The 16,521-nt window shown below is 71.8% G+C and carries 16 protein-coding genes; 11 read left to right on the forward strand and 5 right to left on the reverse strand.

What is annotated here, in order from left to right:
* Window positions 1-192 precede the first annotated feature (192 nt).
* The 5 genes from ACQEV2_RS17960 to mscL all read left to right on the forward strand — a co-directional run bounded on the left by ACQEV2_RS17960 (window position 193) and on the right by mscL (window position 4,042).
* Window positions 193-1,488 (forward strand): MFS transporter, encoded by a 1,296-nt coding sequence (locus tag ACQEV2_RS17960; protein WP_433041975.1) that lies wholly within the window; start codon window positions 193-195, stop codon window positions 1,486-1,488.
* Window positions 1,489-1,555: 67 nt separating this feature from the next.
* Entirely contained in the window at window positions 1,556-1,867 is a 312-nt protein-coding gene (locus ACQEV2_RS17965) for an FmdB family zinc ribbon protein (RefSeq protein WP_433041978.1), read from the forward strand.
* Between the two features lie 74 nt (window positions 1,868-1,941).
* On the forward strand, window positions 1,942-2,784 hold the full coding sequence (locus tag ACQEV2_RS17970) for an S-methyl-5'-thioadenosine phosphorylase (RefSeq protein WP_433041981.1): 843 nt from the start codon (window positions 1,942-1,944) through the stop codon (window positions 2,782-2,784).
* 142 nt (window positions 2,785-2,926) lie between these two features.
* Window positions 2,927-3,496, forward strand: a complete 570-nt coding sequence (locus tag ACQEV2_RS17975) for a hypothetical protein (protein ID WP_433041984.1) — start codon at window positions 2,927-2,929, stop codon at window positions 3,494-3,496.
* 87 nt (window positions 3,497-3,583) lie between these two features.
* Window positions 3,584-4,042, forward strand: a complete 459-nt coding sequence (gene mscL, locus ACQEV2_RS17980) for a large conductance mechanosensitive channel protein MscL (RefSeq protein WP_433041987.1) — start codon at window positions 3,584-3,586, stop codon at window positions 4,040-4,042.
* A gap of 4 nt (window positions 4,043-4,046) precedes the next feature.
* Here the strand turns inward: mscL and ACQEV2_RS17985 are convergent, their stop codons facing one another.
* A complete protein-coding gene (locus tag ACQEV2_RS17985) occupies window positions 4,047-4,229 on the reverse strand; it encodes a hypothetical protein (protein WP_433041990.1) in 183 nt (60 codons plus the stop codon).
* 143 nt (window positions 4,230-4,372) lie between these two features.
* On the opposite strand from ACQEV2_RS17985, the gene ACQEV2_RS17990 reads away from it, so the two are divergent.
* From ACQEV2_RS17990 to ACQEV2_RS18005, 4 genes are all read left to right on the forward strand, one after another.
* Window positions 4,373-5,611 (forward strand): low temperature requirement protein A, encoded by a 1,239-nt coding sequence (locus tag ACQEV2_RS17990; protein ID WP_433041993.1) that lies wholly within the window; start codon window positions 4,373-4,375, stop codon window positions 5,609-5,611.
* Between the two features lie 85 nt (window positions 5,612-5,696).
* Window positions 5,697-6,725, forward strand: coding sequence for a P1 family peptidase (locus tag ACQEV2_RS17995; protein WP_433041996.1), 1,029 nt, complete (start codon window positions 5,697-5,699; stop codon window positions 6,723-6,725).
* 174 nt (window positions 6,726-6,899) lie between these two features.
* Window positions 6,900-8,120, forward strand: coding sequence for a L,D-transpeptidase (locus tag ACQEV2_RS18000; RefSeq protein WP_433041999.1), 1,221 nt, complete (start codon window positions 6,900-6,902; stop codon window positions 8,118-8,120).
* 178 nt (window positions 8,121-8,298) lie between these two features.
* Window positions 8,299-9,045, forward strand: a complete 747-nt coding sequence (locus ACQEV2_RS18005) for a DUF6227 family protein (RefSeq protein ID WP_433042002.1) — start codon at window positions 8,299-8,301, stop codon at window positions 9,043-9,045.
* 97 nt (window positions 9,046-9,142) lie between these two features.
* On the opposite strand, the gene ACQEV2_RS18010 is transcribed toward ACQEV2_RS18005, so the two are convergent.
* The 4 genes from ACQEV2_RS18010 to ACQEV2_RS18025 form a co-directional block, all read right to left on the reverse strand.
* Window positions 9,143-9,397: a hypothetical protein gene (locus tag ACQEV2_RS18010; RefSeq protein ID WP_433042005.1), complete on the reverse strand. Its 255-nt coding sequence runs from the start codon at window positions 9,395-9,397 to the stop codon at window positions 9,143-9,145.
* 112 nt (window positions 9,398-9,509) lie between these two features.
* Window positions 9,510-11,618 carry a PTS fructose transporter subunit IIABC gene (locus ACQEV2_RS18015; RefSeq protein ID WP_433042008.1) on the reverse strand — a complete coding sequence of 703 codons (2,109 nt, stop codon included), beginning with the start codon at window positions 11,616-11,618 and terminating at the stop codon, window positions 9,510-9,512.
* Between the two features lie 253 nt (window positions 11,619-11,871).
* Entirely contained in the window at window positions 11,872-12,819 is a 948-nt protein-coding gene (pfkB, locus tag ACQEV2_RS18020) for a 1-phosphofructokinase (RefSeq protein WP_433042011.1), read from the reverse strand.
* On the reverse strand, window positions 12,816-13,577 hold the full coding sequence (locus ACQEV2_RS18025) for a DeoR/GlpR family DNA-binding transcription regulator (RefSeq protein WP_433042014.1): 762 nt from the start codon (window positions 13,575-13,577) through the stop codon (window positions 12,816-12,818). The genes pfkB and ACQEV2_RS18025 overlap by 4 nt, the downstream gene beginning before the upstream one ends.
* Window positions 13,578-13,790: 213 nt before the next feature.
* Between ACQEV2_RS18025 and ACQEV2_RS18030 the strand changes: the two genes are divergently transcribed.
* Complete coding sequence (locus tag ACQEV2_RS18030) at window positions 13,791-14,657, forward strand: toll/interleukin-1 receptor domain-containing protein (RefSeq protein WP_433042017.1); 867 nt, start codon at window positions 13,791-13,793, stop codon at window positions 14,655-14,657.
* Between the two features lie 352 nt (window positions 14,658-15,009).
* Window positions 15,010-16,512, forward strand: a complete 1,503-nt coding sequence (locus ACQEV2_RS18035) for an effector-associated domain 2-containing protein (RefSeq protein WP_433042020.1) — start codon at window positions 15,010-15,012, stop codon at window positions 16,510-16,512.
* Window positions 16,513-16,521: the final 9 nt, after the last annotated feature.

The following is a 16,521-nucleotide window of genomic DNA, read 5'->3' on the forward strand; positions in this document are numbered from 1 at the left end:
CTGTACTATGCAGGCGTCACCCAGATCAAACCAACTCTGCCTGACGCAGAGCTGGCGCGACCGTATGGCGGCCGGGACGCCCTTCCTCACCGTGGGCGCCGGTATCTACCGCAGTTCCGCGCAAGAGGACAGCTCTCGGCGCCGCCCCCCACCCGAAGGGGCCGCGCTACCAGGCGGCAGAAAGGCACGGCCGTGGCGGCCACGGTCACCACGTCGAAGGCGCCGAAGGACTCGGCGTCCTCTTCCCGCCCGGGATACGGACAGCTGCTGCGAACCCGCGGCGCCTGGACGTTCCTGCTCCCCGGCTTCGCGGCACGCCAGCCGTTCGCGATGCTGACCATCTCCATCGTGCTGCTCGTGCAGCACACCACCGGTTCGTACGGCGCGGCAGGTGCCGCCGCGGCCGTCACCGGCGTCTCCATGGCGCTGTTCGCCCCGTACAGCGGCCGCCTCGCCGACCGCTACGGACAGCGCGCCGTCCTGATCCCCGGCGTCCTGGTGCACGTCCTGTCCGGCCTGACCCTGACGGCGCTCGCCCTGGCCGACGCTCCCCTGTGGGCGCTGTTCGCGGCGGCCGTGCCGACCGGTGCCTCGGTGCCGCAGGTCGGGCCGATGGTGCGGGCGCGCTGGGGCGTGAAGCTCCAGGGCTCGCCCCTGATGACGACGGCCGCGGCCTTCGAGTCGGTCACCGACGAGCTGACCTTCGTCGTCGGCCCGCTGCTGGCCACCGCCCTGTGCACCGCCGTCGACCCGGCCGCCGGCCTGGTGACGGAGGCCGCGCTCACTCTGCTGGGCGGTCTGCTGTTCGCCGCGCAGAAGAGCACACAGCCTTCGGTCGCCGTCGGCGGGCACGCGCGCGTGGAGCACACTTCCGCGCTGCGGATCCCCGGGGTGCGCGTGCTGATCGTGACCTTCCTCGGCATCGGTTCCGTCTTCGGCGGCATGCAGGTCTCGCTGGCCGCCTTCACCGAGTCGATCGGCGAGCCCGGCCTGAACGGCGTCCTGTACGGCACGTTCGCCGCGGGCAACATGCTCTCCGGCATCGCCTGTGGCGCCATCGCGTGGAAGGTCGCCCCGCAGCGCCGCCTCGTCATCGGATACGCCGCCCTCGCGCTGGCCGCGTCCGGCCTGTGGGCCGCGCACTCGGTGCTCGTCCTGGCCGGCCTCGGCCTGCTCGTCGGCATGTGCATCGCGCCCGCGCTGATCACCGGGTACACGCTGGTCGAGGGCCTGGTCCCGACCGGTGCCCGCACGGAGGCCTTCACCTGGCTCACCGGTGCGGTGGCGCTCGGCCAGGCCGCCGCCGTCACGGTCGCCGGGCAGCTGGAGGACCGCTTCTGGGGCGGTGCCGGGTTCCTGGTGCCGATGGGCGGGACCCTGCTCGCCCTGGTGACCCTGGTGGCGCTGCGCTCACGGCTGGTGGCACGGCCCCGCGGCCGTACCGTCGCACGTGGCGTCGGTCACCGAGTCCCGGTGGCAGTGGACTGAGCGGCTGGAATACGTCACTATGGTTCGTCGTTAGCACTCATCGAGTGAGAGTGCCAGGAGGAAGACAGTGCCCACCTATCAGTACCAGTGCACCGAGTGTGGCGAGGGCCTCGAGGCGGTGCAGAAGTTCACCGATGACGCCCTGACCGAGTGCCCCAGCTGCCAGGGCCGCCTCAAGAAGGTGTTCTCCGCGGTCGGCATCGTCTTCAAGGGCTCCGGCTTCTACCGCAACGACAGCCGCGGCGCCTCGTCGAGCAGCTCGCCGGCGTCGTCCAAGTCGTCGACGTCCTCCTCGTCCGACTCGTCGTCCTCTTCTTCGTCGTCCTCGGACTCGAAGTCGTCGAGCGCCGGCACCTCCTCCAGCAGCTCCGCCGCGTAACCCCTGCTTGCGGGACCCTGTCGTCGTACGGCGACAGGGTCCTCGTCGTGTGAAGGTCCGGTTAGGGTGCGGACATGGCGAACAAGGCGAACGTCGAACTCGGCGTGATCGGCGGCTCCGGTTTCTACTCGTTCCTCGACGACGTGACCGAGATACAGGTGGACACCCCCTACGGGCCGCCCAGCGACTCCCTCTTCCTCGGCGAGATCGCCGGACGGCGGGTCGCCTTCCTGCCCCGGCACGGCCGCGGTCATCATCTGCCGCCGCACCGGATCAACTACCGGGCCAACCTCTGGGCGCTGCGCTCGCTCGGTGTGCGCCAGGTCCTCGGCCCGTGCGCGGTGGGCGGTCTGCGGCCCGAGTACGGGCCGGGCACGCTGCTCGTGCCGGACCAGTTGGTCGACCGTACGAAGTCCCGGGCGGGGACCTACTTCGACGGGCTGCCGCTGCCCGACGGCACCGTGCCGAACGTGGTGCACGTCTCCCTGGCCGACCCCTACTGCCCCACCGGGCGGGCGGCCGCGCTGAAGGCGGCGCGCGGGCGGGACTGGGAGCCGGTGGACGGCGGCACCCTGGTGGTCATAGAGGGGCCGCGATTCTCGACCCGTGCCGAATCGTTGTGGCACCAGGCTCAGGGCTGGTCGGTGGTGGGCATGACCGGCCACCCCGAGGCGGCGCTCGCCCGTGAACTCGAGCTCTGCTACACGTCGTTGACGCTGGTCACCGACCTCGACGCGGGCGCCGAGACCGGCGAGGGCGTCTCGCACGACGAGGTGCTGCGGGTGTTCGCGGCGAACGTGGACCGGCTGCGGGGCGTGCTGTTCGACGCGGTGGCCGCGCTGCCGGCGAACGAGGAGCGGGACTGTCTGTGCACCGGGGCGCTGGGTGGGATGGATCCGGGGTTCGCGCTGCCGTAGGGGGATTTTCGGGGGCGGAACTCCTCGTTCGGGTGGGGGAGTTTTCCACAACCGGTCGGTAGTCCACGGGCTTCAGCGGGTGGCGGCGAAATGCCTCATCGTGGCGTCGCAAGCCGTTCCGTCGTCGCAGGTGGTGGTCCTCATGTCCGTTGCTCCGTCCTCCTCGTCCTTCCCCTCCTCGTCCTCTCCGGTTGTTCCGCTCCCGCCGGGCCCGGACGCTCCGGCCACGTGCGAGGTGCCGCATTTCGCCCCGGTGCGGGTGCGGGGCGGGCGGTATCCGCTGCGCCGGCTCGTACGGCACCGCAGGCGGGCCGTGGCGGCCGGGCTCGCCGTGACCGCGGCGGCGCTCGTGGCGGCGGGTCCGCGGGAGGCGGGCCGGGAGGCCGACGGGGCGCGCGGGCATCCGGTGCCGGAGCCGGTACGCCAGCACCGGGCGGTCGAGCGGGTGTCCGCGCCGGTGCGGATCGCCGACGGGGCCACCGTGCGGCTGCTGCGGCCCGGTGACCGGGTCGACGTGATCGCCGCTGAGGAGACCGCGACGGGCGGTGACGCCCGGGTGGTCGCGCGCGGGGCCCGGGTGACGAAGGTGCCGGAGCCTCTGGACGCCGCGAGCGAGAGCGGGGCGCTGGTCGTGCTCTCGGTGCCACGGTCCACGGCGGCACGCCTCGCGGGGGCGAGCGCGACGGCACGGCTGGCGGTGACGCTGTGCTGAGCCGCGACTGGACAGGGTGGCGTGGCGCTGACGTAGGTTGCGGAGCGGTCTGTTCCACAACGTGTGCGTCCGAGGGGTGGCTCCGGAGTGAGCGAGAAGAAGGATCCGAGCGTCTGGCAGGGCTTCAAGACCTTCCTGATGCGCGGGAATGTCGTCGATCTGGCCGTGGCGGTGGTGATCGGCGCCGCGTTCACCAACATCGTCAACGCGGTGGTGAAGGGGATCATCAACCCCCTGGTCGGAGCGATCGGCACCAAGAACCTCGATCACTACAGCTCGTGCCTGAGCTCGACATGCGAGGGCGAACAGGGCATCCGGATCCTGTGGGGCTCGGTGCTCGGCGCGACCCTCAGCTTCGTCATCACCGCGGCCGTCGTCTACTTCCTCATGGTCCTGCCCATGTCGAAGTACCTGGCCCGCGCGGAGGCCCGCCGCAAGGAGAAGGAGGGCACCCACGAGGTCATCGAGGTGACCGAACTGGAGGTGCTCAAGGAGATCCGCGACGCCCTGGTCGCCCAGCGCGGCTCGGGGCACAACCGGCAGTAACGGCTCAGATGTGGTGGGGCGGCTTCTCGTCGAGGAAGCGTTTCAGGTCGGCCGCGCTGTCGCCGTCGGTGCCCGGCCGCTCGCCCCATCCGCGGTCCGTGTCGTCCGAGGACTGCTGGTCCAGCGGGTCGTCGAAGATCAGCGCGGGCTTGGGCTTGCGCGGCTCGGGGGCGGGGGCGGTACTCATGCGTCCAGGGTACGGCCCTCAGGGCACGGCCTTCGTGGCTGCGGTCTTCCTGGCCACGGCCTTCCAGGTTGCGGGTGAGGGCCTTGCGCACTTGTGAATCACTGGGCAAGAAATTCCCCGCCTCATCTGTTGTGCTTGACCCCATGACGTCCCGTTCGACTCCCGCGCCGGACTCCCCCCGCGCGTCAGAGAGCCCCCGCCCGCTGCGCAGGCTCACGGCCCGTGGCCGTGGTGAGGCGCACCGGACCGCCACTCCGCTGGAACTCTTCTTCGACCTGTGCTTCGTCGTGGCCATCGCCCAGGCGGGCGTCCAGCTGGTGCACGCCGTCGCCGAGGGGCACGCCGGTGAGGGGATCCTCGACTACGCGATGGTCTTCTTCGCCATCTGGTGGGCCTGGATGAACTTCACCTGGTTCGCCTCGGCGTACGACAACGACGACGCCCTCTACCGGGTCGTCACCCTGGTTCAGATCGCCGGTGTGCTGGTTCTGGCGGCCGGGGTGTCCCGGGCGTTCGAGGAGCATGAGTTCCTGACGGTGTGGCTGGGCTACGTGATCATGCGGGTCGCCCTCGTGACGCAGTGGCTGCGCGCGGCGAGATCGAGCGAGGGCCCGGAGAGAACGATGGCCCTGCGGTACGTCGTCGGCGTGCTGCTGTGCCAGATCGGCTGGGCGGGGCTGGTGGTCCTGCCCGAGGACGGCAGACCCTGGGTCTTCCTGGTGATGGCGATCCTCGAGATGTGCGTGCCGCCGTATGCGGAGAAGGACCATCCCACGTCCTGGCATCCGCGCCACATCGCCGAGCGGTACGGGCTGTTCACGATCATCGTGCTCGGCGAGACCATCGCCGCGGCCACGGTCGCCGTGAAGACGGGCATCGACGAGAACGACGCGCTGGGCGAGCTGTTGCCGATCGCCGCGGGCGGGCTGCTGATCATCTTCGCCGCGTGGTGGATCTACTTCGTGGTGCCGATCCACGGCCATCTGCGCTCCAACCAGCAGGCGTTCCTGTGGGGTTACGGCCACTACTTGGTCTTCGCCTCGGCGGCCGCGATCGGCGCGGGACTGGAGGTGGCGGTCGAGCAGGCCGTCGGCAAGGCGCACATCTCGACGCTGGCCGCGTCGGCCGCGGTGACCCTGCCGACGGCGCTCTATCTGCTCACCGTCTGGGCGCTGCACTCCCGCTACTTCAAGGTGGGCATCGCCCAGCAGCTGGTGCTGCCGACGACGGCCCTGCTGGTGATCTGCTGCACGTTCCTGGGCGAGTGGGCGGTACTGGCGGCCGGCCTCGTCTCGGCGGGGGCGGTGGCGACCGGGACGACGCTGACGGCACGCATGACGAGCCGGGAGAACAGGCAGGCGGCGCAGGCGCCGGTCTCCTAGGGGCCGACGGAACGTCTCCCGGCGGCAGAAGCGAACGGCCGACGAGGTCGTGGGACGGCGCCGGTCGCTGCACGAGACTGGGCGCATGACAGTTGACGCTCTGACAGACGTCGCGGGGCTGCGGGTGGGGCACGCGACGCGTATCGGCGACGGTTGGCTCACCGGCACCACGGTCGTCCTCGCGCCCGAGGGCGGGGCCGTCGCCGCCGTGGATGTACGTGGCGGTGGCCCCGGCACCAAGGAGACCGACGCGCTCGATCCGCGCAACCTCGTGCAGAAGGTCGAGGCGATCGTGCTGACCGGCGGCAGCGCGTACGGGCTCGACGCGGCGTCCGGGGTGATGGCCTGGCTTGAGGAGCAGGGTCGGGGGGTGCGCGTGGGGGTGGATCCGGCACAGGTCGTGCCGGTGGTGCCCGCCGCCTGCGTCTTCGATCTCGGCCGCGGCGGCGACTTCCGCGCGAGGCCGGACGCGGCCATCGGGCGCGCGGCGGTCGAGGCGGCCGCGGCGAGCGAACCCGGCACGCCCGTGCGCGAGGGATGCGTGGGCGCCGGCACGGGAGCCACGGTCGGGCCGGTCAAGGGCGGGATCGGCACCGCGAGCACCGTCCTGGACTCGGGGATCACGGTGGCCGCCCTGGTGGTGGCGAACGCGGCGGGGGCTGCGGTGGATCCGGAAACTGGCGTGCTGTACGGGGAGTTGTTCCAGGGGCGCGTGAAGTATCCGGAGGCCCACGTGCACGAGGCCGCACGCCGGCGCCTGGCCGAGGCCGCGGCCAAGAACGCACCGCCCCCGCTGAACACCACGCTCGCGGTGGTCGCCACCGACGCGCAGCTGTCCAAGGCGCAGGCGCAGAAGCTGGCCGGCACGGCGCACGACGGGATCGCGCGCGCCGTGCGGCCGGTGCACCTGCTCAACGACGGGGACACGGTCTTCGCACTGGCCACCGGGGACCGCCCGCTCGACGCCGAGGAGCCCCTCGCGCTGAACGGCCTTCTCGCGGCGGGCGCGGACGCGGTGACGCGCGCGATCGTGCGGGCCGTGCGCGCGGCCGAGTCGGTGGACGGGCCGGGTGGAGCGTGGCCGTCGTACGGGGAGTTGTACGGGAAGCGCTGACGATCCGGCTGACGGGGCGGCACCTGTCTGCCTGCTCGTGCGCGCGTGCGATTGTCGCGGTTCTGTCACGTGACGGCATTCACCGCGCACGTCGGGAACCCGGTCCGGTGGCGGTGGCCTCTTCCACCGTGGAACGGAACGGATCCCGCAGATCACATGAAGATGGAGCAGCTCGTGACAACGCCGGACATAGCAGCACGGCCCGCACTGGGGGCCTGTGCCGCCCTGGTGATCGGCGCCCTGACCCTCACCGCCTGTGGCGGGAGCGCCAACGCCGACCACGAGGACGGGAAGGGCGGCAAGGACTCGCCCAGGACCTCCGCTGCGAAGATCGTGATCTCGGCGAAGGACGGCTCGACGGGGGCGTCGATCAACTCGACCGGCGTGAAGGTCAGCGACGGCAAGCTGACCGAGGTGAAGATGACGGCGGCGGACAGCGGGAAGGCCGTGCCGGGTTCCCTGTCCGCCGACGGGGGCAGCTGGAAGCCGAAGGAGCAGCTGGAGCGGGGGACGAAGTACGAGATATCGGCCACCGCGAAGGACAAGGACGGGCGCACCAGCGCCGCCGACTCCACCTTCACCACGGTCTCGCCGGCCAACAGCTTCATCGGGACGTACACGCCCGACGGCGGCACGACCGTCGGCGTCGGCATGCCGGTGTCGTTCACCTTCGACAAGGCGATCAGCGACAAGAAGGCCGTGCAGTCGCACATCACGGTCACCTCCAGCAGCGGGCAGAAGGTGGTCGGGCACTGGTTCGGGACGCAGCGGCTCGACTTCCGGCCCGAGGAGTACTGGAAGGCCGGATCCAAGGTCACGATGAAGATCGACCTGGACGGTGTCGAGGGCGCGAACGGCGTCCACGGGGTGCAGAAGAAGACCGTCACCTTCACCGTCGGGCGCTCGCAGGTCTCGACGGTCGACGTGAACACGCAGACGATGACGGTCGTGCGGGACGGCAAGACGATCAAGTCGGTGCCGATCTCCGCGGGCAGCTCGGAGTTCGCCACCTACAACGGGCAGATGGTGATCTCCGAGAAGTACCCGCAGCTCCACATGGACAGCCGCACGGTCAACCTGGCCGACGCGTACGACATCAAGGACGTGCCGCACGCGATGCGCCTGACCCAGTCGGGCACCTTCATCCACGGGAACTACTGGTACAACAAGGGCAATCCGCCCTTCGGCCGCCAGGGCACCAGCCACGGCTGCGTCGGCCTGCAGGACGTGAAGGGCGGGCAGGGGGACACGCCCTCCAAGTGGTTCTACGACAACTCGCTCCTCGGCGACGTGGTCATCGTCAAGAACTCCCCCGACAAGAGCGTGACGCCGGACAACGGACTCAACGGCTGGAACATGGCGTGGAGCGAGTGGGTGGCGGGCAGCGCCGCGTGATCCACTGAAACACCGTCCCAGCAGGGATTCTTGACGGTTCGTCGGGCCGCGCGGGAACTTCTCGCGCGGCCCGCGCGTTTTACCGGACGTACGTTTTCTCGGTTCCCGGACATGATGTCCGACCGAGGGGCTACGGTATGCACCCACAAGGTGACATGCAGCAACGCCGGGAGAAACCTTGAGCGTTCCGTACGAGACGGCAGCGTACGAACCACCCGAGTCGCCGGAGTCTCCGGAGGAGCACCTCGCGCGACTCCTCGGCCGCGCCCTGAACTCCTTCGAGCTGCCCGACGAGACGATACGGCGGCTCGACTGCGCGCTGGCTCACGACAGCTCGCTGCACTCCGCGCACCACAGCGCGGGCCTGCACCGCGAGACGTACCGGCACACCTGGCTGCTCGCCGACGGCTCGGCGCTCACCCTGTGGGAGCTCGTCCACAACACCGCGCGGGGCGGGGTGTCGCAGCACGAGGTGTACGTCGACGAGGAGGAGCTGCGCGCCGCGACCTCGCGGCTGCCGCTGCCGCCGGACGCCCCGGACTTCGAACTGCCGGTGACGGTGCAGCTGTCGCCGATCCCCACACCCCGTCATGCGTACGCGCCGGACGACTCGCCGGACCACGCGCGCCGGCTGCTGCGCCGGGCGGAGAACGCCGACCGGCCGGGTGCGGAGACGGCCGCGCTGCTGGCCACGGCGTTCGCGCACCAGATCACGCAGGCGTTCGGGCGCCCGTGCCGAGTGGGGCGCGCCGGGCTGTGCTTCTCGCTCTACGAGCACGCTTTCCTGCTGCGCGACGGCAGGGAGGTCTCCCTGTGGGAGGTCGAGCACACGGCGACGCCGGACGGACGGCACATGTGCGAGGTGTACGTCGACGAGGACACGGCGCGCGATGCGATGGAGCGGCGGGCGGCGCAGGTGTCGTAGCCCTGTCCCCCTGTTCGACGCACGTGTCGTAGCCCTGTCCGCCCGTTCGACGCACGTGTCGTAACCCCGGCCCGGCTGCTCAGCGACCGCCCGCTGTTCAGCGACCGTCGTTGAGCTGGCGTACCAGTCCCGCGAACGCGTCCCGTTCGGCCGGGGTGAGTTCGACGGCCTCCAGCTCGGGGGGTGCCTGCCGCTGGTGCGGGAGCGCGGAGAGTACCGGGCGCGAGCGCCTCGGCGACTGCTCGGCGCGGACGCTGCGCAGGACGCGGGTCAGACCGACCACCCACAGCACGGCCGCCAGGGCCAGGACGGCCGCGCCCAGCAACTGGAGAAACGAGACGTGCTCAGGCATGGGCCCCAGTAGACACCACGGTCCGGGCCTTTGGGCCCGGACCGTGACGTATCTCGCAGGTGCCGTGAACAACTCACAGCGCCTCAAAGGGACAAGTGGCTCTCCTCGCGCCTTACGCCGCCACCGGCTGCTTCGCCTCCACGGCCGTGCCCGCCGGGGACTCGGCGGCCGAGCCGCCCTCCGGGGCCGTCTTGCGTATGCCCTTCAGGAGGATGACCAGGCCCGCCGTGACCGCCGTACCGACCGCGATGGCCAGCAGGTAGAGGAACGGCTTGCCGATGAGGAAGGTGACCCAGATGCCGCCGTGCGGGGCGCGCAGGGTCGAGCCGAAGGCCATGGTCAGCGCGCCGGTCACCGCGCCGCCCGCCATGGAGGCGGGGATCACGCGCAGCGGGTCGGCGGCGGCGAACGGGATCGCGCCCTCGGTGATGAAGGAGGCACCCAGGACCACGGCCGCCTTGCCGTTCTCCCGCTCGGCCGTGGTGAACAACTTTTTGCGGAGGAAGGTCGCGAGGGCCATGCCCAGCGGCGGGACCATGCCCGCGGCCATGACGGCGGCCATGATCTTCATCGCGGAGTCGCTGGGGGACTGCACGGCGATACCGCCGGTGGCGAAGGCGTACGCGACCTTGTTGACCGGTCCGCCCAGGTCGAAGCACATCATCAGGCCGAGCAGGATGCCGAGCAGGACCGCGTTGGTGCCGGAGAGGCCGCTGAGCCAGTCGGTCATGCCCTTCTGCGCCTCGGCGATGGGCTTGCCGATGACGACGAACATCAGGAAGCCGACGACGATCGAGGAGAACAGCGGGATCACGACCACCGGCATGATGCCGCGCAGCACCGGTGGAATCTTGATCCGCTGGATGGCGAGGACGACCGCACCGGCGATCAGACCGGCGGCCAGACCGCCGAGGAAGCCCGCGTTGATGTTGGCGGCGATCATTCCGCCGACGAAACCGGGTACGAGTCCGGGCCGGTCCGCCATGCCGTAGGCGATGTAGCCGGCGAGGACGGGGATCAGGAAGCCGAAGGCGACGATGCCGATCTGGAACAGCAGCGCCGCCCAGCTGTCGACCTGGAGCCAGTCGAAGTGCTCGGTGACCGGCTTGGCCTTGTCGATCTCCCAGCCGCCGATCGCGAACCCGAGCGCGATCAGCAGACCGCCCGCCGCGACGAACGGGACCATGTAACTCACGCCGGACATCAGCCACTTGCGCAGCTTGGTGCCGTAGCCCTCGCCGGGCTCGCCGGCGCGCTCGACCGGCGTGGCACCGCCGGGCCCGGCCGCCGCCGTGACCTCACCGCGGGCCGCCTTCTCGCGGACCTCGGCGATGAGTTCGGCGGGGCGGTTGATGCCCGCCTTCACGCCGACGTCGACGGTCGGCTTGCCGGCGAAGCGGTCCTTCTCCCGTACGGACACGTCGTGGGCGAAGATCACGCCGTCCGCCGCCGCGATGACGGCCGGGTCGAGGCGGGTGAAGCCGGCCGAGCCCTGCGTCTCGACGACGAGTTCGACGCCCGCCTCACGGCCCGCGTTCTCCAGCGACTCGGCCGCCATGTAGGTGTGGGCGATGCCGGTCGGGCAGGAGGTGACGGCGACGATACGGAACGGACGCCCGCCGTCGGCGGAAGCCGCGGCCGGGGCGCCCGGCGCCGGGGCGTTCGCGCCCTCGGCGTGCGCGCCCGGCGCCGGGGCCGTGGTGCCCGTGGCGGCGTCGGCGGAGGCCGCCACCGACGACGCCACGGAGTCTGTGGGGGCGGCCGTCCCGGCCGCCTGGGGCTCCTCGCCCCTGATCACCGCCGCCGCCGACGCCGCGTCGCCCACCGACCGCAGCGCGTCCGTGAACTCGGCGTTCATCAACTGGCGGGCCAGCGACGAAAGGATCGTCAGGTGGGCGTCGTCCGCGCCGGCCGGGGCGGCGATCAGGAAGATCAGGTCGGCGGGGCCGTCCGCCGCGCCGAAGTCGATGCCGGCGGCGCTGCGCCCGAAGGCGAGCGTCGGCTCGGTGACGTGCTCGCTGCGGCAGTGCGGGATGCCGATGCCGCCGTCGAGGCCGGTCGGCATCTGTGCCTCGCGGGCGGCCACGTCGGCGAGGAAGCCCTCCAGGTCGGTCACCCGGCCCAGGGCCACCATGCGCTCGGCGAGGGCGCGCGCCGCCGCTTCCTTGGTGTCGGCGGACAGGTCGAGATCGACCAGGTCCGCGGTGATCATGTCGCTCATCGCGGGCTCCTTCGCACGCGTATCGCCCGGGGAGTCTGGTGGGCGGAGAAGGGGACGGGGGTGCCGTGGGGGGTGGTGTGACTGCGGTGGGGGGTGCCAGTGGTGGAGGGGGAGGCAGGGTCGGGGAAATCCCGCCTCCCCCGGGCGGCAGAGCGGCTCAGGAGGCCCTGCCGTCCGTCGGCGGGCGTGAGTAACGCCGAGCTTCGCCGCTGACGGACCGGATCGGCGAGAACTGTGACAACCGCGACATTCGTCATGACACCGGCTCCTTGAGTGCGCGATCCACCGGCACCTCGGCCGTGACCGTCACCGCCGCCAGGTCCAGGTCGCCCGGGGACGGCATCACGCTGCCGGGCAGCTGTACGGCCGCCGCGCCATGGGCGACCGCCGAGGCGAGGGCCTCCGGGCCGCTGCCACCGGCGATCAGGAAGCCGGCGAGGGAGGAGTCGCCGGCGCCGACATTGCTGCGTACGACGTCGACGCGCGCACTGCCGTACCAGGCGCCCGTGCCGTCCACCAGCAACTGCCCGTCGGCACCCAGGCTCGCGAGCACGGCCCGCGCGCCCATCTCGCGCAGCTCCTCGGCCGCCTTCAGCGCGTCGCCCACGGTGGCCAGGGGGCGCCCGACGGCCTCCGCGAGTTCCTCGGCGTTCGGCTTCACCACGTCGGGCTGCGCCCGCAGGGCTTCGAGGAGGGCGCGGCCGGAGGTGTCCAGCGCGATCCGCGCGCCCCCTGCGTGCGCCCGGGCGACCAGATCGGCGTACCAGGACGGCGCGAGACCCCGGGGCAGACTCCCGCAGCAGGCGATCCAGTCGGCGTCGTGCGACTGCTCGCGCACCGTCTCCAGGAGCAGCTCCTGTTCGGCCGCGGACAGCTCGGGACCGGGCGCGTTGATCTTCGTCAGTACCCCGTCCGACTCCGCGAGCGCGATGTTCGAGCGGGTGGCGCCGGCGATCCGCACCGCCGTGACCTCGATGCCCTGCGAGTGGAGGAGATCGGCGACGACGGCGCCGGGCGCACCCCCCAAGGGCAGGACGGCGATCGTGCGCTGCCCCGCGGCCGCGACGGCGCGCGAGACGTTCACGCCCTTGCCGCCCGGGTCCATGCGCTCGCCGGTGGCGCGGATGACCTCGCCGCGGTCGAGGGACGGAACCTCGTAGGTGCGGTCCAGAGACGGGTTGGGGGTGACGGTGAGGATCATGCGCGTACTACTTCCGTGCCGCCGCGCTCGATCGCGGTGGCGTCTTCGGGGCTCAGGTCGCTGTCGGTGATCAGCAGGTCCACGTCGCTCAGATCGCCGAAGCGGGCGAAGTGCTCCTGGCCGTGCTTGGAGGAGTCGGCGAGCAGCACCACGCGGCGGGCCGCGGCCACGGCCGCCCGCTTCACCGCGGCCTCGGCGAGATCGGGGGTGGTCAGACCGTGCTCGGCGGAGAAGCCGTTGGCCGCGACGAACAGGACGTCGGCGCGGATCTCGCCGTACGCACGCAGCGCCCAGGCGTCCACGGCGGCGCGCGTACGGTGCCGTACGCGCCCCCCGACCAGGTGCAGCTGGATGCCCGGGTGGTCCGCGAGACGGGCGGCGATGGGCAGGCTGTGCGTGACGACGGTGAGGGACGCCTCCAGCGGCAGCGCGGCCGCGAGGCGGGCCACCGTCGTACCGGCGTCGAGGATCATCGTGCCCTCGGTGGGCAGCTCGGCGAGGGCCGCCTTCGCGATCCGGTCCTTCTCGTCGGCCGCCGTGCCCTCCCGCTCGGCGAGGTCCGGCTCGAAGTCCAGGCGCCCGACCGGGATCGCGCCCCCGTGGACCCGGCGCACGAGCCCGGCGCGGTCGAGGGCCTTCAGGTCCCGGCGGATCGTCTCCGCCGTCACCTGGAACTCCTCGGCCAGCGACAGGACGTCCACTCGGCCGCCGTCACGGGCGAGCCGGAGGATCTCCTGCTGCCGCTCCGGTGCGTACATGTCCGTTCGCCTCCGAACTGTGCCCGAACTTGTGGTTTCGCTGGAGGCTACGCCCGGATTTCCGGAAAGTAAACAGGTTCGGGCGCAAGACGGACACAAACAGGCATCGAGAGAGTTGGCTCCACCCACTCGCTCCTCCCCTCGCCGAACCCCTGACGCCGTGTCACCGCGTCCGTATCCTGAACCTTGGGACACAGCTTCTCGGGGGGTGTTGTGGACACAGACGACTCGAAGCGCCCCGCCCGTCCGGACCACAGCTGGCAGACCAGCATGGTCGACGCGCTGCTCGACTCGCCCACCGCGGCCGACCGGCAGGCGCGGGCGCTGCTGATCGAGCTGATCGGTGACCTGCTCGGGCGCCGGGTCTCCTTACGGGAGCAGTCCACCGCGCATCTGCAGCTGCTCGAGCTCGTCCGCTTCTGCGTCCACAGCGAGGGCGGGCTCCCCGCGCTGACCTCCGCCGTGCACCTGCTGGAGGGCTCCAGCCGGGCGGCCGAGACGGTCGCGCGGCTCGCCGCCGAGTGGGAAAGCCCCGAGGAGCGGGGGGCCGGCGGGCCCGCGGTCCAGGAGAGACCAGGAGACCACCGCTCCACCTCACCTTCCGATCCGGTTCGCCCGCCCCCCGAGGGGAGCGGGGACCGTAAGGACTTCTTCGTCTCGTACACCTCCGCCGACCGCGCATGGGCAGCCTGGATCGCCTGGCAGTTGGAGGAGGCCGGTTACCGCGTGCTGGTCCAGGAGTGGGACTTCGTGCCCGGCAGCAACTGGCAGTTCGTCATGGAGAAGGGGGTGACCGAGTGCGAACGGATCATCGCCGTGCTGTCCCCGGCTTACCTGCGCTCGGTGTACGGCCGCCAGGAGTCGCTCGCGGCACAGGGCGAGGACCCGACGGGCGTGGCCCGCAGACTCGTACCGGTCCGGGTCGCGCCGTTCACCCCGCGCGGCCTGCTGGGCGGCGTGGTGTACATCGACCTGGTGGCCCTGTCCCCCGAGGAGGCCCGCACGCGCCTGCTGGACGGCATCGGCGGCGCCCGCAGCGGCCGGGCCAAGCCGCTCGCGCCGCCGCGGTTTCCCGGCTGAGCGGGGCGGCGGTGACGATCAGCGTCGGCGAGCAGAGGTGGGCCATGAGCCCGGTCCTGGCAGCGGCGTCCGGCCGGCTACGAACGTCCGCCGACCACGGGAGGACCACTTGGATCGCCCGGCGGCCGGCGGAGGCCGGGCACCGGGTGCGCTTACGGGGCGGCGTCGGCACCGTGTCGCCGGGCACCCGGCAGGTCGGCCCGGGGCGAGCGGTGACCAAGTGCGCACGCGCCTCTGTGGTGCCGCCCCGGGCCTGCGTGCGCCGGCTGCACGGCCGCCGGGACCGGCAACCCGGCAGGCGCGCGGAGGCCTCCGCCGCACCCTCGCCGTTTCCCGGCCTAATGGGGCCGCGTTGACGATCGAGAACGATGCGACGGCAGCCAGGTCGGCCCTGCGCATACAGGAACGGATCCGGCAGGAGACCGTCTGCGCGCTCCTCGACGTGCGCACACTGCAGGACCGTCAGGCACGGGCGCTGCTGGTCGAGCTGGTCGGAGAGGCGATGGGCCGCCGGGTCGTGCTGCGCGAGCAGGCCACGACCCAGCTGCAGTTCGTGGAGCTGTTCCGGTTCTGCGCCGCCGAGGAGGGCGGGCTGACCGGGCTGGCGCGGATGCTGTCGGACCTGGAGCAGGACTGCCCCCAGGCCGCCGTCGTGCAACGGCTGGCCGACGAGTGGGCGGCCGTGGCCTCGGTGACGGGTCTGCCCGAGGTCACCGACTCCTGGCAGTTCCTCGGTGCCGCCCTCGGACCCCTGCAGATGTCGTACGCCGCGCGCCTCGCACTGGTCCGGGCCGCCACGGACGACCGGCTGCCCGCGCCGCCGCCGCACGCCGAGACCCCCTGGCACGACTTCCTGCACGTGGCCGGGCAGAACGCGGCGCCCGGCGGGCTGCCGCCATGGATGGTCTACCTCGACCGGAGCACCGCGCAGATGGATCCGCGCACCGCGACCGAGGTCATGGCGCGCAACCGCCAGTGGGCGCTCAAGTGCGAGCTGGCCGGGCGGCTGGACCAGGAGCGGGCCAGGTCGCGGCCGGCGGCGGTCCCCGCCAGACGCCACCAGGAATACCTGGCCATCCACATCACCCCAGACCCACTGGAGGACGGGTTCTACACCCTCACGTACGCCTTCATGTCGGACGCGCGCGGCCTGGACTGGGAGCACGGCGACACGCCGGTCCGGGTGCCGGCGCAGGGGCTTCAGCCCACGGTGAGCCGGATCATCCGGCAGGTCGAACGGGTCGGCGGGGACAGGTCGGCGCACCTGTGGCTGGAGTTCGTGCTCCCCTTCGAGCTGCTCAACCTGCCGGTGGACTGGTGGCCACGGGACCCCGGCGAGGTGCCGCACGTGCCGCTCGCGGTGGACTACCCCGTCGTCATCCGCAGCCTGGACCGGCTGCAGAACACGGCCTGGCACCGGTTCTGGCGCCACCGCTGGGAGCAGCTCGCCGTCGGCGAGCACGCCTCGGAGTCGGTGTACATGAACGTGGCCCGCACCAACGGCGACCATCTGCGCGGCCTGGAAGCCCGGTTGGGCGACAACGAGCACTACGTGGCCCTGGTGCTGAGCGAACCGCCGCTGCCCGGCCGTGAGTACGGGCAGCGGGAGCTGCAGGCGGCGCTGCGCAGCGGGCTGCCCGTGGTGATCTGGCACCGCGCGAACCGGTCCACCCAGGAATTCCGGGATGTCCTGGGCACGCTGCTCGACGAGGGTCTGCAGCGGTTTCCGGCCAAGGTCGCCGCCTACCGCCGCCGGGCGGCCATCGACGGCGAGAACGGCACGCACCTGGGCCGGCATCTGGCGGTCCTGTGGGACGACCCGGACCGCAAACCCGTGTTGCCGGACGTGCGGTGAGCGCCGACC

This window comes from Streptomyces sp. CA-251387, from assembly GCF_050936625.1.
In the GTDB taxonomy this organism is placed as follows: domain Bacteria; phylum Actinomycetota; class Actinomycetes; order Streptomycetales; family Streptomycetaceae; genus Streptomyces.